Source organism: Mesocryomonas lacus, assembly GCF_055730105.2.
Map to the genome: position 1 here is coordinate 1,059,946 of NZ_JBUZWF020000001.1, position 18,935 is coordinate 1,078,880.

At 66.4% G+C, this 18,935-nt stretch carries 19 protein-coding genes; 5 read left to right on the forward strand and 14 right to left on the reverse strand.

From position 1 onward, the window contains the following. Window positions 1-6 precede the first annotated feature (6 nt). The 3 genes from ACZLZQ_RS04880 to ACZLZQ_RS04890 form a co-directional block, all read right to left on the reverse strand. Window positions 7-1,074, reverse strand: coding sequence for an ABC transporter ATP-binding protein (locus ACZLZQ_RS04880; RefSeq protein WP_472948379.1), 1,068 nt, complete (start codon window positions 1,072-1,074; stop codon window positions 7-9). Further along, a complete protein-coding gene (locus tag ACZLZQ_RS04885) occupies window positions 1,071-2,600 on the reverse strand; it encodes an ABC transporter permease (RefSeq protein ID WP_472948454.1) in 1,530 nt (509 codons plus the stop codon). Before ACZLZQ_RS04885 ends, ACZLZQ_RS04880 begins: the two co-directional genes overlap by 4 nt. Before the next feature lie 267 nt (window positions 2,601-2,867). After that, a complete protein-coding gene (locus tag ACZLZQ_RS04890; protein WP_472948380.1) occupies window positions 2,868-3,884 on the reverse strand; it encodes an iron ABC transporter substrate-binding protein in 1,017 nt (338 codons plus the stop codon). 397 nt (window positions 3,885-4,281) lie between these two features. On the opposite strand from ACZLZQ_RS04890, the gene copM reads away from it, so the two are divergent. Beyond that, window positions 4,282-4,722 carry a CopM family metallochaperone gene (gene copM, locus ACZLZQ_RS04895; RefSeq protein ID WP_472948381.1) on the forward strand — a complete coding sequence of 147 codons (441 nt, stop codon included), beginning with the start codon at window positions 4,282-4,284 and terminating at the stop codon, window positions 4,720-4,722. A 91-nt stretch (window positions 4,723-4,813) separates the two neighbouring features. Here the strand turns inward: copM and ACZLZQ_RS04900 are convergent, their stop codons facing one another. The 4 genes from ACZLZQ_RS04900 to ACZLZQ_RS04915 form a co-directional block, all read right to left on the reverse strand. Then, window positions 4,814-5,140, reverse strand: coding sequence for a PepSY domain-containing protein (locus ACZLZQ_RS04900; protein WP_472948382.1), 327 nt, complete (start codon window positions 5,138-5,140; stop codon window positions 4,814-4,816). A 232-nt stretch (window positions 5,141-5,372) separates the two neighbouring features. Continuing rightward, window positions 5,373-5,870, reverse strand: coding sequence for a MarR family winged helix-turn-helix transcriptional regulator (locus ACZLZQ_RS04905; protein ID WP_472948383.1), 498 nt, complete (start codon window positions 5,868-5,870; stop codon window positions 5,373-5,375). 824 nt (window positions 5,871-6,694) lie between these two features. Beyond that, complete coding sequence (locus ACZLZQ_RS04910; RefSeq protein ID WP_472934257.1) at window positions 6,695-6,877, reverse strand: hypothetical protein; 183 nt, start codon at window positions 6,875-6,877, stop codon at window positions 6,695-6,697. A gap of 167 nt (window positions 6,878-7,044) precedes the next feature. Next, window positions 7,045-7,935 carry an aldose 1-epimerase family protein gene (locus tag ACZLZQ_RS04915; protein ID WP_472948384.1) on the reverse strand — a complete coding sequence of 297 codons (891 nt, stop codon included), beginning with the start codon at window positions 7,933-7,935 and terminating at the stop codon, window positions 7,045-7,047. Between the two features lie 292 nt (window positions 7,936-8,227). Between ACZLZQ_RS04915 and ACZLZQ_RS04920 the strand changes: the two genes are divergently transcribed. Beyond that, entirely contained in the window at window positions 8,228-8,530 is a 303-nt protein-coding gene (locus tag ACZLZQ_RS04920) for a response regulator (protein ID WP_472934255.1), read from the forward strand. Window positions 8,531-8,614: 84 nt separating this feature from the next. Here the strand turns inward: ACZLZQ_RS04920 and ACZLZQ_RS04925 are convergent, their stop codons facing one another. The 5 genes from ACZLZQ_RS04925 to ACZLZQ_RS04945 form a co-directional block, all read right to left on the reverse strand. Beyond that, window positions 8,615-9,121 carry a MarR family winged helix-turn-helix transcriptional regulator gene (locus tag ACZLZQ_RS04925; protein ID WP_472948385.1) on the reverse strand — a complete coding sequence of 169 codons (507 nt, stop codon included), beginning with the start codon at window positions 9,119-9,121 and terminating at the stop codon, window positions 8,615-8,617. A gap of 173 nt (window positions 9,122-9,294) precedes the next feature. Next, window positions 9,295-10,767, reverse strand: coding sequence for an SNF2-related protein (locus ACZLZQ_RS04930; RefSeq protein ID WP_472948455.1), 1,473 nt, complete (start codon window positions 10,765-10,767; stop codon window positions 9,295-9,297). Next, on the reverse strand, window positions 10,764-11,729 hold the full coding sequence (locus ACZLZQ_RS04935) for a DUF1402 family protein (RefSeq protein WP_472948386.1): 966 nt from the start codon (window positions 11,727-11,729) through the stop codon (window positions 10,764-10,766). The genes ACZLZQ_RS04930 and ACZLZQ_RS04935 overlap by 4 nt, the downstream gene beginning before the upstream one ends. Before the next feature lie 118 nt (window positions 11,730-11,847). After that, a complete protein-coding gene (locus ACZLZQ_RS04940) occupies window positions 11,848-12,204 on the reverse strand; it encodes a DUF3140 domain-containing protein (RefSeq protein ID WP_472948387.1) in 357 nt (118 codons plus the stop codon). 48 nt (window positions 12,205-12,252) lie between these two features. Continuing rightward, window positions 12,253-12,714, reverse strand: coding sequence for an Lrp/AsnC family transcriptional regulator (locus tag ACZLZQ_RS04945; RefSeq protein ID WP_472948388.1), 462 nt, complete (start codon window positions 12,712-12,714; stop codon window positions 12,253-12,255). A 162-nt stretch (window positions 12,715-12,876) separates the two neighbouring features. Here ACZLZQ_RS04945 and ACZLZQ_RS04950 point away from each other — a divergent pair, with 162 nt between their 5' ends. Together ACZLZQ_RS04950 and ACZLZQ_RS04955 are read left to right on the forward strand one after the other, a co-directional pair. Beyond that, a complete protein-coding gene (locus ACZLZQ_RS04950; RefSeq protein WP_472948389.1) occupies window positions 12,877-13,596 on the forward strand; it encodes an aspartate/glutamate racemase family protein in 720 nt (239 codons plus the stop codon). Window positions 13,597-13,647: 51 nt separating this feature from the next. Continuing rightward, on the forward strand, window positions 13,648-14,445 hold the full coding sequence (locus ACZLZQ_RS04955) for a class II glutamine amidotransferase (RefSeq protein WP_472948390.1): 798 nt from the start codon (window positions 13,648-13,650) through the stop codon (window positions 14,443-14,445). Between the two features lie 217 nt (window positions 14,446-14,662). On the opposite strand, the gene hslU is transcribed toward ACZLZQ_RS04955, so the two are convergent. After that, entirely contained in the window at window positions 14,663-15,961 is a 1,299-nt protein-coding gene (hslU, locus tag ACZLZQ_RS04960) for an ATP-dependent protease ATPase subunit HslU (RefSeq protein WP_472948391.1), read from the reverse strand. A 466-nt stretch (window positions 15,962-16,427) separates the two neighbouring features. Here hslU and ACZLZQ_RS04965 point away from each other — a divergent pair, with 466 nt between their 5' ends. After that, entirely contained in the window at window positions 16,428-17,141 is a 714-nt protein-coding gene (locus ACZLZQ_RS04965) for a helix-turn-helix transcriptional regulator (RefSeq protein ID WP_472934247.1), read from the forward strand. A gap of 193 nt (window positions 17,142-17,334) precedes the next feature. Here the strand turns inward: ACZLZQ_RS04965 and ACZLZQ_RS04970 are convergent, their stop codons facing one another. Then, window positions 17,335-18,900: an OpgD/OpgG family glucan biosynthesis protein gene (locus tag ACZLZQ_RS04970; RefSeq protein WP_472948392.1), complete on the reverse strand. Its 1,566-nt coding sequence runs from the start codon at window positions 18,898-18,900 to the stop codon at window positions 17,335-17,337. Window positions 18,901-18,935: the final 35 nt, after the last annotated feature.

Here is an 18,935-nt window from a genome sequence, read left to right on the forward strand (position 1 = left end):
TAAGGCTCAGGCGTCGAAGACGTGCGCTTGCCCGCTAACGCTCAGCGCCACCACGTCGCCGGCCGCGAGCAAGTCCGGCCCGCTGCCGCGCAGCACGATCGGCGGGCACCGTGCGGCGGACGGTCCCTCGGGGCCGCTGCGAAGCTGGACGGTGACCGTCGAGAACGGCCCGCCGAACTCGACGTCGAGAATGTCGGCCAGCGCAAGGCCCGCCGCATGCTCGGCTCGCGGCGCGATCGACACTTGCTCGCGCCGCAGCATGATTTCGGCCGGTCCGCTCCGCTCGGGCTGGTCGACGGGCAGCCGCCCGAGCGCGCAATCGGCGGCGCCCCCGGAAAGCACGGCCGAAAGGATGATGGCATCGCCGAGAAACCGCGCCGTCATCGCATCGCGTGGCCGCAGATACAGCTCGCGGGGGCTGCCGACCTGCTGCAGCAGCCCGTCGCGCATCACCGCCACCTGGTCGGCGAAGGACAGCGCCTCCGCCTGGTCGTGGGTGACGAGGATGGTGGTGATGCCGGCCGCCGAGAGAAGGTCGCCGACGGCCTTGCGGGTCTGCGCGCGCAGGCCGGTGTCGAGGGCGGAGAACGGCTCGTCGAGCAGCATGAGTTTCGGCTGCAGCGCCAGCGCGCGGGCGAGCGCCACCCGCTGCTGCTGGCCGCCGGAGAGCTCGTCCGGCCGCCGCTTCAGCATCGCCCGGTCGAGGCCGACCATGTCGACCAGCCCGTCGATCCGCGCCACGCGGCCCTCGGCGTTGCGGGGAAGGCCGAAACCGATGTTGTCGGCGATGCTGAGATGGGGGAACAGCGAGCCATCCTGCGTGACGATGCCGATTCCCCGCCGGTGCGCCGGCACCGCGCTCGGCCCGTCCGCCAAGAGCACGTCGCCGAGCGTGACCCGCCCGGCATCCGGCACCTCGAAGCCCGCAACGAGGCGCAAGAGCGTCGTCTTGCCGGAGCCGGAGGGGCCGACGATGGCGGTCCGGCTACCGCTGGCGACGCGCAGGTCGACGCCGCCGAGGGCCTGGACCTGCCCGTAGCGCTTGGCGAGGGATTGCAGTCGAAGCACGGTCACCGTCCCGCCGTCCGTTGCGAATGGGTGTAGAGCAACCAGGTCATCGGCAGCGAGAACAGGATCATCAGGAGGGCATAGGGCGCGGCGGCGGCATAGTCGATCTCGCTCGACAGCGCCCAGAAGGCGGTGGCGAGCGTGCGGGTGCCGTTCGGCGCCAGCATCTGTGTCGCCGTCAGCTCGTTGGTGATGCCGAGCGCGACCAGCACCATGCCGGCCCCCGCCCCCGGCGCGGCCAGCCGGATCGTCGTGGCGAAGATCGCGCGGGCGGGCGAGCGGCCAAGGCTGGCGGCCGCCTGCTCCAGCTCGACCGGCGCCTGCGCGATGCTCGCCCGCAGCGCCACCAGCGCCCGCGGCAGGAACATCAGCGTATAGGCGAGGAGGATGGTCGCGACGGTCTGGTAGAGCGGCAGCGCCACCTTGACGGTGACCGTCACCAGCGCCAGCGCCACGACGACGCCGGGCAGCGCGCCGACGATGTAGTTGCAGCCCTCCAGCCCGCGCTGCAACCGGCCGGGCGCGCGGATCGACAGCCAGGCGATCGGGACCGCCGACAGCGTCGCCAGAACCCCGCCGGCCAGTGCCAGCAGCAGCGTCTGACCGAGCGCTGCGGAAATCTGCGGCAGCCGCCAGACCTCGGTACCGCCGGCGATCAGCCAACGCGTCAGCGTCACCAGCGGCACGCCGAGCGCCAGCAGCGTCGTTGCCACCGGCAGCAGCAGCCAGAGCGCCGTCGCGCGGCCGAGGCGCGTGCGCGTCGCCGGCCGCGCCGCGCCGGCACCGAGCCGGGCATAGCGCGCGGTGCCGCGATAGGAGGCGTCGAGCGCCAGGAGGGCGAAGCAGAGGGCGACCAGGACGCCGGCCAGCATGTTGGCGGCCGGGCCGTTATAGCTCGACTGGAACTGGTCCATGATCGCGGTGGTGAAGGTGTCGAAGCGAATAAAGACGTAGAGCCCGTATTCGGCAAGGAGATGCAGGCCGACGAGGAGCGCGCCGCCGGCGATGGCAAGCCGCATCTGCGGCAGCACGACCCGGAAGAAGACGCGCACCGGCGACAGGCCGAGGGCGGCCGCGGTGTCCTCGAGGCCGGGATCGAGGCGCCGGAGCGCTGCCGAGATCGGCAGGTACAGGAAGGGGAAATAGGCGATCACCGAGACCAGCACGCCGGCGAACAGCCCGTTGAGGCCCGGCACCAGGCTGATCCAGGCATAGGAGTGGACGAAGGCCGGCACCGCCAGCGGCGCCACCGCCAGCCAGGCGAACAGCCGCGCGCCCGGCAGGTCGCTGCGCTCGGTCAGCCAGGCGAGCGCCAGCGCCAGCACGGTCGAGATCGGCACGGTCAGCCCGAGCAGCAGCAGCGTGTTGACGAGCAGCTCGCCGACCCGCGGCCGGAAAATCATCGCCGAGGCCGTCTCCCAGCCGGTGTCGACGCCGACATAGAGGATGAAGCCGAGCGGCAGCAGCGAGACCGAGGCGACGAGGACGGCGAGGAGAGCGATCCAGAACCGCCGGGGCAGCCGCAGCGCCATGCCGCCGTGCCCGCCATCACCACGGACGGCAGGGGCGTTGTCTTCGGGCAAGGAGCGCGTTGATACGGACAAACGGACCGGCTTGGCTGGAGGGAAACACGGCTTCCCGGGATCACCTGCGGCATAGCGCATGCCGAGGGAAAATGTGAGGGTGCGGCGAAGGTTTTAACGCCGCACCGCCCGGCGGCTGCCGGACGGTGCGGGGTTCAGGGCTGCCGCCGCGGCTCCATTTTGACCGGGCAGACGGGCTGCGCCGGACAGACGGGCTCAGAGCAGGCCGGCCGCCGTCATCAGCTCGGTCACCTTCTTGCTGTCGAGGGTCGAGGCCTCGACCTTCGGCGCCTGCAGGTCGGCGAGCGGCGTGAGTTTTGCGTTCGATTCGGCGCCGTTCCCAACGGCGTATTCGAACGAGGTGCCGTTCTTCAAGACGTCCTGGCCGGCCTTGCCGGTGACGTATTTCAGGAAGGCCTGGGCCTCCTTCGGATGCTTGCTGGAGGCCAGCACGCCGCCGCCGGAGACGCTGACGAAGGCGCCCGGATCCTCATTGCGGAAGTAGTGCAGCTTGACGTTCTTGGAGTTCTCGCCGGTCTTGGCCTGATCGCCGAACCAGTAATAGTGGTAGATCACCGCGCCATCGACCTCGCCGGCGTTCACGGCCTTCATCGCCGTGCTGTTGCCGCGATAGGCGACGAAGTTCGTCTTCATCGCCTTCAGCCAGTCGGCGGTCGCCGCCTCGCCCTTCAGCTGCAGCAGCGCGCCGACGATGGCCTGGAAGTCGGCGCCCGACGGCGAGGCGGCCCAGGCGCCTTGCCATTTCGGATCGGCGAGATCGACCATCGACTTCGGCAGGTCGGCCTCGGTCACCTTGTTGGTGTTGTAGGCGAAGACCGTGCTGCGCGCGGCGATGCCGACCCATTTTCCGTCGGCCGGGCGGTAGCTCTCGGGCACCTGCGCCAGCGTGTCGGCATCGACGGGGGCGAACAGGCCCGCACCGTCGACCAGCGCCATGGCGGGCGAATTCTCGGTGAGGAAGACGTCGGCCGAGGACGCCGCGCCCTCCTGGACGATCTGGTTGCCGATCTCGGTATCGCTGCCCTGGCGGAGCGTCACCTTAATGCCGGTTTCCTTGGTGAAGCCGTCGACCCATTCCTGGGTGAGGCTCTCATGCTGGGCGTTGTAGACCACGATGCCGGCGGCATCCTGGGCAAGACCGGCGGTCGGATAGCCGGAAAGGCTGATGGCAAGCGCCGCCAGGCTGGCGAAGCCGGAGAGAGAAGATCTCATGCTGACATCCTATGATTTTCCTGTACCCCCGCAGTCACGGAGCCATCGCTCAATGCTCACGCACCACGCTCCAAGTCAAACACGATGTTTTAGAATGGTTTTAAGGAAACATCGGATTCGAAGCGAAGCGTCGTAACGCTGACTACTTTATATTTCGATGTTCTGGCAGCAACACCAGGGGATGATCGTTTTTTTATTTATGTCTCGCGCATAAATCGAAAGCTCTATAGGGACCGACGCAGCCTCCATTCATACCTGTTTGCAGCCGCCACACTTCCAAGGCATGCGGTGACAAAGTCGTGAAGCGCGACGCCACCCGGCGTCTTGCCTTCCCGCGCGGGAGGGATGGCACTGGCATGAGACACGCTGTCGCAGCCGACGCTCAACGGAGAAACACATGCGCCCTCATCTCATCGCCTTCAGCCTCGCCGTGTCCGCGCTCTCGCTGCCGGCTGCGGCCGCGGAAGGACAGGGTCTGCCGGCCGCCTGCAACGTCGCTGCCCATGCCGACATGCCGGGCATGAAGGGGATGGCCGCCGGAGAAGACCACGCAAACATGCCGGGCATGGACGGAATGGCCATGGGGAAAGAGGGCGATACCGCCGATCCGATGATGCAGATGCACCAAGGCATGATGGCATCGGCGGAGATCAAGGATCCCGATCTCGCCTTCAACTGCGGCATGATCGCCCATCACCAAGGGGCGATCGCCATGGCCGAGACGGAACTGAAGAACGGCAAGGACGACGTGTCACGCAAACTGGCGGAGACGATCATCGCCGCCCAGCGCGAAGAAATTGCCGCCATGACCCGCTGGATCGAACAACGTCAGCCCTAGACCGGCTGCAACGCGAGGCTTCCGCAGCAGATACGAAAAGGCCCGCTTGCCAGTGGCAAGCGGGCCTTTCGCAAAATGGTGGCCCAGAGGCCTATTCGACGGAGATGACCTCACCGGAGACCCGGTCGACGACCACCTCGATATCGTCGCCGTTCCGATCCTTGCCCTCGATGTCGTAGTTCGAGCGGTCGCGCGTCACATCCTCGACTTCGCGCACGCCTTCCCCCTTGGCAATGCGGATGGCCTGGCGCTCGGTCAACTCGCGCGGGGTGCGGTCGCGGCGTTCCGGTCGCTCCTGTCGGTCCTGCCGCAGCTGGATGCCGTCACGGCCGAACTCGACCGACTGCGCCATGGCCGGCGCCGTCGATGCCAAAGCGATAAGGGCCATCAGCCCGGCGATCTTGCTGTTCTTCTGCATGCTTGCCTCCCGTTTCAGATTGAATGATCTGACGGGATAATCCGTAGCCGAACGAAGAGGTTCCGCGGGCCGCCGGCAGCGGCGACCTGTTGCGGGCGCGTCGCCTGAACAGAGGATCGAGCGTGCCCGCACGGCGATAATCGTCACCCGGCCTTCGCGGACAACGACCCTCGTGTCTGGTCTTTTGGATATCATCGCTGGCGGCGGCGGCATCGCCGCCCACCGCAGCCGGCTAGCGCAGTTGCGTCAGGCGCTTGGTCAGGTGCTTCTGCAGGCCGGACAGCTCGCGCATCAGGACCTGTGAATCCTCGGCCTTGGCAAATTCCGACAGGTCGGCGCCGACCTGGGCCCAGACGGCGCGGATGCGGTCCTGCGTCTCGAGGCCGGTGGGGGTGATCTTCACCATGGTCTTGCGGGCGTCGTTGGTATCGTTGACGCGGTCGACGAGGTTCTTCGCCACCAAGCGGTCCAGCATCTTCGAAACCGTCGGGGGACGGACCGAAAGCTTCTCCGCCAGCATCGCCACGCTGATCGGATTGGCCTCGTCGAGGGCGAGCATCGCCTCGTCCTGGCCGTTGTTGAGGCCGATTTCGGCCAGCTTGATCCCGAGAAGCGCCCGCACGGTCTTGGAGACCGACACCATCAGCTGCGTCACCTGCAGATTACGGTCCTCGTTCAGGAAGTCCGTTGCCACGGCTTCGGGATCAGCCTCGACTTCTCGTAAAAACATGGGAAACCTCCATAGCTGGCAAGCCAATTACGCGCTTAAACCAGCAAGATCAATGTAGTTATCGTACCGAAGCGTTAACTAGCTTTCGTCAAACCTAGGCACGCACACTTGCGCAGCACTGGATTTCCTGTCGGTACGCGAACCAAGTCGAAGTGTTGCCGGCTACAGTTAACTGAAGCCTGCTAATGAATGACGCCAATTTGGGATGACGAAGCTCAATCTATAGATCGCCGTCAGTAATCTTCATCCTGTCGCTCCCGATCTGACGAAGACGGGGGCAAACGACTAAGTTTTACTCAACGGTTTATCGCCAAGCCAGTTATTCAGCCGGCTAACTATTTAAGTCAGCTAATCCCGCATGCATACTTTCAGTTCCCCTGGCAGACAACGTGCCGCTCACGAAAAAGTTTCCAACGCCCGCAAGTTTTTTCCATGCGCGATGGTCAGGAGCGCCTGAGTGATAGAGCGTGGGCGTGCCGACAATATGGCACGGGCGGGGCCTCACGGCGGCCGCTGGACCAGATGGGCCCGATCAGGGTCTGATGTCTGTGCGTCGCTGCTGTTCTTGCGCCGGCCGACGCGCGGTGCGCAGTGCGCGCACGCACAGGGGCCAACGCACCTTCTTTTTCAGCAACCTTCGCGACTGGCCAGCCTGACAGGCCGAGAGCGAGCTGCGAAACCGGCCAAATTCGCGATCGGCGGGTAACCCGAAGCACGGGTCATCGGGCGTTGCAGGAAACGAGGACGCCCGACGGATGCCGTCTCTCGTCTGAACGGAGAGCGGCTTTTGGAGATGGGGCGTCTCCACCCCATCGACGCAAGCTCTAGCGCTGCGCCTGCAAATAATCCTTGCCGGCGCGCGTCGCCTGCCAGCGGGTGTCGAGCTTCTCGATGAAGCCGAGCTGGCGCAGATCCGGGATCAGGCCGCTGTCCGGCATTTCGGCAGGGGCACGAACGAGTTTGACCAGGAGAGCGCGGCCCTCCGGCGTCATACGGGGCAAAGCCATGGAGATTGTCCTTGAAGGGCCGGGCAGATCGGGCGAAGCGACAGGGCTTCGCGGACCACGCTCGGGCCAGAAACGGCACCGGGGATCGGGCGCGCTGCAGAGGCGACGTCCGCCGAAGGCGAACGCGTCGCCTTCCTTAGCAGCTTGTCGACCCGGAGGCGAATCACTCAGCTGGGAAACGAGACCGTCACCGACCAGACGAAGTCGCGGCTCTTCCCCGGCGCCAGCAGAAGAAGCCCCGGCTTGTCGGCAAACTCCCCGTCCCAGCCGACAGGGCTCGCCATCGAGTACCAGGGTTCGACGCAAAGGAACGGCGCCCCTTTCGGCGCCGACCAGAGGCCGAGATCGCGATAGCCTTCCCAGGCGAAGGTGAGGCTGGCCTTCTCAAACCCGTCCCCATCGGAGGCGACATAGCGAAGCCCCCGGCTGGCGACGTCCGGCAGCACCAGGGCGTCGCGGGCGAAGAGCGACGTCGACAGCGCCAGCCGGCTTCCATCGAACGGCAGGGGTTTGGGCGGACCGAGCAGTCCTCCCTCGACCGACAAAGCCTGTCCCGTCTCGGTGGCGTCGAACTCGATGAAGTGATCGTCCTTCGCGACGCCCTCCACCAGCGGCCAGCGAAAGCCCGGATGCGCGCCGATGCCGCAGGGAAGGACGGACTCGCCCGGATTGGACACCCGCGTCGTCACGGTCAGCGTCTCGCCGGCGACGGCGTAGATCATCTCGAGCCCGAAAGCGAAGGGATAGCGTGCGCGGCTCTCGGCGCTGTCGGTGAGCCGGAGCACCGCACGCGCGTCGGTCTTTTCCACCCAGTCGAAACGGCTGTCGCGGGCAAATCCGTGCTGTGTCAGCGCAAATTCGGCGCCGCCGTGCCGCAGCGAGTCGCCGGCGAGGCGGCCGACGATCGGGAACAGCACCGGGGCATGCCGCGGCCATTCCGGACCCGCCTGCCACAGCAATTCGCCGCCGACGGCATGGGTGAGCCCGACCAGCTCGGCGCCCTCTGCCACGACGTTCGCCCGCAGCGTCTCGCTGCCGATCCCGTGCGCACCGCTCATTCCGCCACTCCCGCTGCTTCAGCGGTGTTCTAGGATGATTCGCCTGCCCGCTGCCAGACGGCGGGGAGCCGGCAGGCCGGCGGCCGTCTTTGCAACCACCGGCATGTCCAGAACCCTCTAAGCGGGATTTTCTGTCATCATTACTTCGAAGACGGCAATAATCACGCCGACGTGTCCGGCTATCGATGATCAAGGCGGCCGTTGAGCTTTGAACTGCTCTTTGACGTTGCCATAGGTCGGATCTTGCCGGAGTGTCATGCGACCGACCGCGGCAGCAGCCTATCGGAGTAGCATGTTTCGACTCTCATCCCTTGAACTGACCGGCCGGCGCATCCTGATCGTCGAGCCAGAAGACGGCATGGCCGAGCGCATGGCCTGCGAGATCCAGCAGTGCGGCGGCGTCACCGTCGGCAAGGTCCACGATGTCGAAAGCGCTCTGTCGCTGGTGACCACGCAGGCGGACGTCGACTGCGCCATGCTCGACATTCAGTTGCTCGCCGGGGCCGCCGTTCCGGTGATGTCGGCGCTCTCGAAACACTGCGTCGACCTCGTCTTCGTGTCCGGCCATGACGACTGGTTCGCCTGCGAACAATAGAAACGTCGACGCTCCTGCAGTGGCAAGAGCCGCCTGCCGGCTCCATGCTCCGCCCTATACCCTCGAACCGCTCAGACCGAAGATCTATTCGCCCCGCCCATCCCCGGGCGCGGCAAGCCCCGGCGGATCCATCCGGTCCCGCAGGAGGGTCAAGACGTCGTTCAGGCGGTCGATCTGCGGCTTGCCGTCCGGTGGCTGCAGGTCGCGGTTAAGTTCCTCCCAGAGACTGCGTACCGCCGCCTGCTTGGCAAGACCCGCCGCGGTGAGCTGGATCATCGTCCGGCGGGGGTCGCGGGACATGCCGACGGTGTCGACGAGGCCCTTCTCCGCCAGTCCATCGAGCAGCAACACCACCTGCCGTGGCCGCAGATCCAGCTGGACGGCCAAGGCGGCCGCCGAGATCGGCGTTTTCTCGGCCAGCCCAATCAGGATTTCGTCCTGCCCGTTGCTGAGGCCGAGTTCGGCCAGCCGCAGCTGCAGCAGCGCCCTGATCGCCTGGCTGACGGAGACGAGCCGCTGCAGGAGGCCGGGCGATGATGCCTCGACCCTCTCATTGCCGTTTGCGGCCGCTTCGCTGCGCACTTCTCGCATACGCAAATGCTTCCCTCGTGAGGCGGCAAGTAACTTTCAAATTTCCACTAAAATCAACTCACTATTTTGTATCGAAACATCATAGTGCAATTTTAAGTCAGCGAGCTGCAACTATCGGTAAGAGCCTCGAGAACTGGGGCTCGAAGGGGTAATCCTAAAGATATCTTGCAACCTCAAGTGCCAGATGGCGGCGACACCGGCTGCCGCGCGGAAACGGCTTGCTGGACCACCTCGGTGATCTCGTCGAGCAGCCGCGTATCGTCGCCGGCGAGCCCTTCCATGCCGGCCATGCGGGCGATGGCGATGCCGGCGATGCGCTCCTCGACGGTCGCTTCGGCATAGGCGTAGTAGATCACCGCCCGCTGGCCGTCGCGGTGGCACCGCCCCTCGATCTGCTGCAGCTGGATGGCGCTGTGGCGCATGTCGTGGATCACCAGCGCCCGCTCCCGGTCGCCGCCCTCGACCTCACCCCGGTGCAGCGAGATCGATTCGGTGACGGTGAACAGCACTACATCGATCTGCCCCCGCTGGAAGGCGAGCCGTGTCGCCTCGTTCGCCTCGCCGGAATGGCCCCCATTGATCTCGCCGACCTTCCAGCCGCGGCCGGACAGCTTCTCCATCAGCAGTGTCGAAGTCTCGAGGAAGGCGACGGAGATAGCCACCTGCTCGTCGTTCTCCAGGAGATCGCTGACGAAGTCGGCGGTGCCGACTGTCCGGATGAGACTCGCCTTCTGGCGAAAGCGCAGGTCCGCGGCCCAGCCGACGGGCTTGCGCGTCGAGCCGCCGGCAAGCCCGATCTCGCGCCTAAACTCCCGCCAGGTGGCGTCGTAGAGCCGGAGGCTTTCGCCGTCGAGCGCGGTCGGGGCGAGTTCCCGCTGCACTTCCGGCCAGCCGGCGATCTGCTCGGGTCGCCGCCGCAGGCCGATCGCGCGGGACCCCCGGTAGAGCAAAGCCGACATGGTCGCCCGGTCGGCCTCGTTCGGCTCCCAGCTCCAGTTCTTCCAGCGCCCTTTGGCGCGGCCGATCTTCAGCGTCTTCATCAGCACCCGGAAGGCATCCATGTCGTCGCCCTCCGCCGAGGTGGCGAAGGCCAGGAGCTTGCCGAGATAGGACAGCTCGAACGGCGACTGCCCGGCGGTGGCGCTGAGATAGAGGGCGAAATCGGCGGCGGCGGCCACTTGCCGGCAGACGAGGCTCTGCTGCGAGGCGGGATTGCGGATCCGGTGGCTCTCGTCGATGACCACGATCGGCCAGCGCTTCTTCAACGTCCCGGATTTCGCCAGTTCGTTGTTCTTCGCCCGCACCGACTTTCGCTTGCTCGCCGCCGGCGGGGCCATCAGCGACTTCGTCCGCTCGAAGTTCAGGAAGGTCACGCGCTTTCCCGTCGGCGGCGACCGGTCGATGGTGCGGCGCCATTGCGGGATCGCGCCTTTCGGGCAGATCACCAGCACCTCCGCCTCCGGCATCTCGGCAATGGCGAGCCAGGCCGACAGCGTCTTGCCGAGACCGGTCAGGTCGCCGAGGAGGAAGCCCGGCCGGCCGGCGGCGCGGGCTGCAAGGATCGCGTCACGGGCCTCCAGCTGGTGCGGCCGCGGAACGAACGGCGCGGCCGCCGTGTCACACGTGAAACAATCGGGCGGGGTCAGCGGAAGATGGCCCGGAGCTCGTCGATCTTGTCGTTCACCAGCCAGCCGTAATAGTTCTCTTCCGGCAGTCTCGGCGCCTCGCCGCTCGCCACGCGCTGCTTGTTCTCGGCGGCAAGGGCCGCGGCGCGGCTGCGGGCATTGCCGACATTGTAGAGCGTCGCGGTGACGCCGGGGTTCTTCGAGATGTCCATGCCGGCGATGTCGCGATAGGCCTTGATCGATCCCTGGATCACCGCGGCCATATAGGCGAGCGACCGGTCGGGATCCATGATCGCCTGGTAGACCTCGGGCGCCTTGCCGGCCTCGAGCTCGGGATAGCCGGACACGCGGTGGACGACGTCGGAGAAGGTCAGCGCCGTCATCGGGTTCAGCTGCCCGAGGCCGAAGGTCTGTCCGGCATAGAAGGGCTGGAAGAACACCGCCCCGAAACGGTTGGCGGGAAACGCCGTGCCGCCGACGGTCTTGCCGCGGAAGGCGCGGTCGAACACCGCCTCGCGGCACGACCAGAGCTGCTCGTCATTGCCGCTGCAGCTCGCAAATTCCGGCCGCTTGACGAAGTCGGTGATGTCCTCGCCTTCGTAGGCGAAGGCGACGCCCGACTGCAGATAGCTCATCGCCTTGACGTAGTAGGTCTGCAGGCGGTCGATGGCGTCGACATTGTAGGTGTGCTCGCCAACCAGCGCGCCGACGATGTGCAAGGGGTCGATGCCGTAGTCGCTCGCCGCCTTGCGGATTTTGCCTTGCAGTTCGCGGTTGCCGGCGATGAGGTCGCGGATCTTCTCGTATTTGCGCTGGTAGCTGGTCTTCAGCTGCTGGGTGCGGCGCGCGGAGGCGGCGGGAACGCCCGGCTGCTCGGCATTCCGGTTGCCCGGCGGCACCAGGGTCACCGCCGCGGCCGGCGTGGCGAGGAGGCAAAAGGCGATCAAAGCCAGCCAGAGGGGGCGGGCACTCCAGCGCTGCATGATGACGGCTCTCGTGGAAAACCGGGATCATCCGGCAAGGGGCATTCTACGGGCCGGCTGGAAGGCTGTCGAGCGCTGCACTGCCACAGGCGGCCCCGCACCGCACCGCCTCGCTTCCTCAGTCGTGCAGCGGGTCATGGCCCCAGTTCATCAGGGAATAGCGCCAGTGGGTATGGGTGACGTCGCCGTCCGGGCGCTGCTTGGCATGGCGCTTGATGTAGCCGACGACCTTGTCCATGTGGGCCCAGTCATCGTCGGAGAGGTCCGCCTTCGCCGTGTGCTTGAGGTCGACGATCCGCCGTCCGCTCTTGTGCCCGGTTGATTCGCCGCCACCGCTCTTGCCGCTCGCGGCGGCGCCCGACTTGGTGTCGCCGACTTGCTTCGACTCGTCGGTCTCCAGCCATTTCTCCAGCGTTGCCGGCGCCATGTTGACGACGTCTCGCCAGTCTTTCCAGATGTCGTCGTGATCCTGCATCGCGTCCTCCTGCGGCGGTGAACGATGGCCGCACGGGCGGCGTTCCCGTTAGGCGTAGCGGGTGGGCACGGCGGTACCGAACTTCAGCGTCTCCATCGAGATATAGGCCGACATCTCGAACAGTTCGATGCGCCCGACCAGGCGTTTGTAGATGACGTCGTAGTGCTCGACGTTCGGCAGCACGATCTTCATGATGTAGTCGACATTGCCGGTCAGCCGGTACACCTCGACGATCTCCGGGATCGCCGTCACCGCGGCGCGAAACTCGTCGAGCCAGCCGACGGCATGCTGCGAAGTCTTCACCAGGACGAAAATCGTCGTCGGGAGGTTCATCACCTGCCGGTCGAGCAGCGCGACGCGGCGGGCGATATGCCCGTCCGCCTCCAGCTTCTGGATACGCCGCGAGCAAGCGGAGGCCGACAGCGCGACGCGGGCGCCGATCTCGGCCACCGGCATGTCGGCATTGTCCTGCAGCAGGGCGAGGATGGTCTGGTCGCGGTCGTCGATCATCGCGCCAGAATGCCGGCGGCCCGCCATCGGCGCAAGAGAAATGCATTTCTTGGCCTACTCATGCACATCCAGTGCGTCGTTCATCCCAGATCCCGCTCAGAACGCGCGCACTGCGCAAACAAAGCGCTGCATAGTGGTGGTCGACATCAGGGAGACGCGACGATGACTATCGGACTGATCGGCGGCATGAGCTGGGAATCGACGGCGGTCTATTACCGCCTGCTGAACGAGGCGGCCCGCGCGGCGAGCGGCGGGCTCGCCTCGGCCGACATTCACCTGCATTCGCTGGATTTTGCCGAAGTGGTGGCGCTGCAGAAGGCCGGCCGCTGGGATCTCTGCGCCAAGCTTCTCGCCGACAGCGCCCAGCGCCTCGAGGCTGGCGGTGCCGATTGCGTGCTGATCTGCACCAACACCATGCACCTCGTCGCCCCGGAAGTGTCGGCGGCCGTCGGCATCCCCGTCATCGACATCATCGCGGAGACCGGTGCCGCGCTGAAGGCCGCCGGCCGCACGAAGCCGCTGCTGCTGGCGACGCGCTACACCATGGAGCACGGCTTCTATGCCGACCGGATGCACGCCCGCCACGGCATCCGTCCGCTGGTGCCGGAGGCCGAGGACCGGGCGCTGGTGCATTCGGTGATCTTCGACGAACTCTGCCAGGGCAAGGTGTCCTCAACCTCGCGGGCTGCCGTGCTCGAGATCATCGCCCGCGGCCGGGCGACCGGTGCCGACAGCGTGATCCTCGGCTGCACCGAGATCTGCCTTCTGCTCGACCCCGATCAGCTGGAACTGCCCGGCTTCGACTCCACCGCGATCCATGCGGCGGCGGCCCACCGCTTTGCAGCGCAGCAAAGCCAGCTTCGCGAACGCCTCAGCGCCTAACTATTTCTGAAGACGCGGCTTTTTGCTGCGCCGGCTTGTTGTGGATCTGCCATGTGCCGCTTCCTCGCCTATTCCGGAACACCCGTCTTCCTCGACCGCCTGCTGGTCCGGCCGCAGGCCTCGCTGATCTCGCAGTCGCTGGCCGCGCGCGAGGCGAAGACGGTGGTGAACGGCGATGGCTGCGGCGTCGGCTGGTATGGCGAGCTGCCGGAACCCGGCCTCTACCGCGGCATCCTGCCGGCCTGGTCGGACTCCAACCTCGTCTCGCTCTGCACCCAGATAAAGTCGCGGCTGTTCCTCGCCCATGTGCGCGCGGCGACCTCCGGCGAGGTGTCGACCGCCAACTGCCATCCCTTCGCGGTCGGGCGGCACCTCTTCATGCACAACGGTCAGGTCGGCGGCTATGACCGCCTTCGCCGCCGCGTCGATGCCTTGATCCCCGACGCGCTCTACCCCTTGCGCAAGGGCACCAGCGATTCCGAGGCTATCTTCCTCGCCGCCATGGGTCGCGGCCTCGACGCCGACCCCGTCGGAGCGATCACGTCGGTGCTCGCCGACATCGTCGCCACCGTCGGGGATACCGAGGCGCCGCTGCGCTTTGCCGCCGTCCACACCGACGGCGATACGCTCTACGCCTACCGCTGGGCGAGCGACGGCAAACCGCCCTCGCTCTACTGGCGCAGCGAAGGCGACGGCCTCGTCATCGCCTCCGAACCTTGCGACGAGAATGCCGGCGTCTGGGGCCTTATCCCTTCCGGCAGCGTGCTGGCGGTCGGGCCGGGACGCAGCGGCCGGATCAGCGCCCTGACGTTTCCCGCGAACGGCGCAAAGGGAAGCAAGGTCGCGTAAAACGGTCACGCGCCTTCTTCGCCCGTGCGGGGAGAAGTGGCCGGCAGGCCGATGAGGGGCGGCAACGCCGCGCCGCGCCGCGCGAGAGGTTCGGTCAGTGCCGCCGGGCGCAGCGCGCCTGCGCCGCCCCCTCATCCCGCTGCCGCGACCTTCTCCCCAGAGGGGAGAAGAAGCAGCGTCGGCCGCCGCGGCCGTCCGGTAACGGCGTTCAGTCCCGCTAGAGAATGAACCGCGACAGGTCGACATTCCCCGCGATGCCGTCGAGCGCCTTGTGCACGTAGTCGGCATTTACCGTGTAGTGCGCGCCGGACTTGTCGGGCGCCTCGAAGGAAATGTCGTCCAGCACCCGCTCCATCACCGTCTGCAGGCGGCGGGCGCCGATGTTCTCGACCGAGCCGTTGAGGCTGACGGCGATGTCGGCGATGGCGTCGATCGCATCCGCCGTGATCTCAAGATCGACGTTCTCGGTCTTCATCAAGGCGATGTACTGCTTGATCAGCGAGGCCTCGGTCTCCGTCAGGATGCGGCGGAAATCGTCCTTCGTCAGCGCCTTCAGCTCGACGCGGATCGGCAGGCGGCCCTGCAGCTCCGGCAGCAGGTCGGAGGGTTTTGAGACATGGAAGGCACCCGACGCGATGAACAAGATGTGGTCGGTCTTCACCGGCCCGTGCTTGGTCGCGACCGTCGTGCCCTCGACCAGTGGCAGCAGGTCGCGCTGCACGCCCTCACGGCTGACGCCGGCGCCGCCATAGCCTTCCTTGTTCGCGACCTTGTCGATCTCGTCGAGGAAGACGATGCCGTTGTTCTCGACCGAAGAGATGGCGTCGGCCACCAGCTGCTCCTGGTCGAGCAGCTTGTCCGATTCCTCGCCGATGAGGAGGGCATAGCTCTCCTTCACCGTGGTGCGGCGCTGCTTGGTGCGGTTGCCCATGGCCTTGCCGAGCATTTCCGAAATGTTCATGACGCCGATGTTCGGCATGCCCGGCACTTCCATGCCGCCCATCGGGGCGGTGTCGGCGACCTCGATGTCGATTTCCTTGTCGTCGAGCTCGCCCGAGCGCAGCTTCTTGCGAAAACTGTCGCGGGTGGCGGGCGAGGCAGTCTTGCCGACGAGGGCTTCCAGCACCCGGTCCTCGGCGCCCTGGTGGGCCTTGGCCTTCACCTCCTCGCGGCGCTTCTCGCGCACCAGCCCTATGCCGATCTCGACGAGGTCGCGGATGATCTGTTCGACGTCGCGGCCGACATAGCCGACCTCGGTGAACTTCGTCGCCTCGACCTTGATGAACGGTGCCCCCGCGAGCCGTGCCAGCCGGCGCGAGATCTCGGTCTTGCCGACGCCGGTCGGTCCGATCATCAGGATGTTCTTCGGCATCACCTCTTCGCGCAGCGATCCCTCGAGCTGCTGCCGGCGCCAGCGGTTGCGCAGCGCAACGGCGACGGCGCGCTTGGCGTCGTTCTGGCCGATGATGTGGCGATCGAGCTCGGACACGATCTCGCGGGGGGAATAATCGCTCATGAAAAGTCTCTTGAAAGCCGCCCCGGCGCTAGGAGCCGGGGCCAATATCCTTGTGCTGAGATACAGCACCCGCGTCCTAGATGGGAGCTGACCGGCGGCATCGCCACTCCCGCGACATTAGGAAAAGCCGAGCCGTTGCCGCATCCAGCACCGATCCGGGGGGATGGCCGCCGGTGATGTTTTGCCACGACGCGATTTTCGGTCGGCGATTTCCGGTGGACGCGCTATGCCGACGGCGCGGCAGGCCCTCTTCGAGCGTCTCCGCGGCATTTCGCAGCGCGGGATTTGAGGCATCCGCCCTTGGCGAAGCTGTTCGCGGATGCGATACGGGATTCGTCAGCCTCCCTGCTAAAACGAACCGCTGGTAAAGGCGGACGTTTCCATTAGGTTGCTATCTGTTTGCAGGGACGCTTGCCGGAAAGCCGGTCGACGGGTCCGAGAGGGGCGGGAAGGAGAACCGGAAGCAATGTCGAAGGCCTTGGAAATTCTCCAGCGCATCGACCGTCCCTGGTCGGAGGAGAGCCTTTCAGCGGCGCTCCTCCAGATTGCCGACGCCTATGGCTACCGCCACTATGCCGTGTTCAGCATTCCCTCGGCGGACGATGCCCGCACCGAGATGAAGCTCCTGTTCGGCAATTGGGAGCCGGCCTTCCTCAAAGCCTATGAGAAGCTCGGGCTGATGCGCTTCACGCCGGTGATCCGGGCGCTGAAGGCCGGGCCGACGCCGTTTCCCTGGGATGTCGAGATGCTGCATGGGGCGGAGGAGCCGGGCCACGCCAATCCGCCGGCGCGCCTTCTCAACGATCACGGCTATCTCGGCGGCATCTACGTGCCGGTGCACGGACTGACCTCGTTCCACGGCGCAATCGCGCTCGCCGGCCTGCGCACCGAGATCTCCGCGGATGAGGCCGGCGACCTGCAGCTGGCCGCCTTCGTCATCTTCGGCATCCTCGCGGCGTGTCGCTTCGACGACAACCGCAAGAGCAATCCTCTGTCAGGCCGCGAGCGCGACTGCCTGAAGCTCGCCATGCTTGGCAAGACCTCGTCGGAGATCGGCACGATCCTGTCTTTGTCGGAATACACGGTGTCGCAGTATCTGAGCTCGGCGACCCGCAAGGTGAACGCCTCGAACCGGACGCATGCGGTCGCGATCGCGGCGCAGATGGGGTATTTGAGCTAGGCCTGATGTTTCGCTCGGCCATCGCCGCGGCGCTCCCCCCCTCTGGGCTGCCGCCCATCTCCCCCTCAAGGGGGGAGATCAGCAGCTGCGACGCAAGCGACTATCGATCTCCCCACCCGAGGGGGAGATGCCCGGCAGGGCAGAGGGGGGCACGCTGCCGCAACTTCAGACGCCTCAACCCTCAGAACCGCCCTCAGCTCGCCTTCGGATCCAGCGGCAGGAACTGGTACGCCCAGGTCTCGGTCAGGGTCTCCTCCCCTTGCGTGAGATACAGCCGCAGCTCGACCGGCTCGAGGCCCTCGACGGTCAGGTCGAACATCGCCCGCCAGGCCGTATCGACCTTCACCGAATAGGCGCTGGCATTGGAGACGGTGCCGCGCGAGGTGGAGACCATGGCCTTGACGCCCTCGGCCTCGCGGGTGAGCGCGGCGACCTTGCCGCCGTCGAAGTCGACGACGATCTTGGTCACGCCGCGCGGCCGGGCCTGGCCGGCAATGCCGCCGCGGCCGATGCGGGTCTCGGTGACGACGCCGACCTCGGGCGGGTGCGGGGCGTCCTTCGCCCACGTCAGGCGGTAGTCGTAGGCCATGGCGTCGCCCCTGGCGACGGGCTTGGCCGACAGCCAGTAGGCGGCGATGTTGTCATGGATCTCGTCGTCGGTCGGGATCTCGACCAGCTGCACCGCGCCGTCGCCCCAGTCGCCTTTCGGCTCGATCCAGACGCTGGCGCGCTTCTCGTAGAACACGCCGTCGTCCTGGTAGTGGTCGAAATTGCGGTCACGCTGCAGCAGGCCGAAGCCGTGCGGCGCCTTGCCGGAAAAGGTCGAGGTCATGACGTTCTGCGGATTGTTCAGGGGGCGCCAGAGCCGCTCGCCCTCGCCGGTCCAGATCGACAGGCCGTCCGAATCGTGGATCTCCGGACGCCAGTCGTCGCGGCGCTTGCGGTCGGATTCGGAGTACCAGAACATTGAGGTCAGCGGCGCGATGCCGACCCGCTCCATCGCCTCGCGCGCGAAATAGCGCGAGCGGATGTCCATGACGATCGGGCCGTCCTTGGTGACGTCCATCTCGAGCACGCCGGCGATGCGCGGGCTGTTCAGCTTGCAGGTGATCTTGATGCGGCCGCCGACATCGGACTTGCCGAGGTAGAAGTCGGTGAAGCGCGGAAACTCCTCCGGCGTCGGCATCGCGACGTCGATCGCGAGCGCCCGCGCGGAAAGGCCGAACTGGTCCAGCTCGCCCGAGGTGCGGAAATAGGCAGCGCCGAGGAAGGCGATCCAGTCGCGCTCGCTGTTCGGCTCGAGCACCCGGAAGCCGGCAAAGCCGATATCGTCGGGCAGCTGCTGGGCCGGACTGTCGGCGGGAATCTTGAAGAGTTTCGGGTCGTAGCGGATTTCTCGCGCCTCCCCGCCCTCGACGACATGGATGCCGACCGGCAGCTTGAAGTAGCGGCCGAGATGGAAGAAGCGGACCGGCGACTCGCCGCCGTTCAGCTCCAGCGTGTTGTCGGAGAGGAACTGGATGCGCTGGTGCTGATCGTAGTCGATCGCCTCCAGCACGTCGCCGAAGCGCGGCACCTCCGGCACGTAGGGGCTCGCGGCGAGCGCGCGCGTCTCCTCGACCAGGGCCTCGAAGGAATAGGGTTTGGCCTCGCCGAAGACGAGGGCGCTTTCGGCGGCCATCGCGGTCTTGCCGAAAGGCAAGGTCACGCCGAGGGCGGCGAGGGAAGCGAGGAGCTGGCGGCGGTTGACGTCGAACATTCGGTCTCCTTGGGAGATGTCACTGGTCGGTCTCG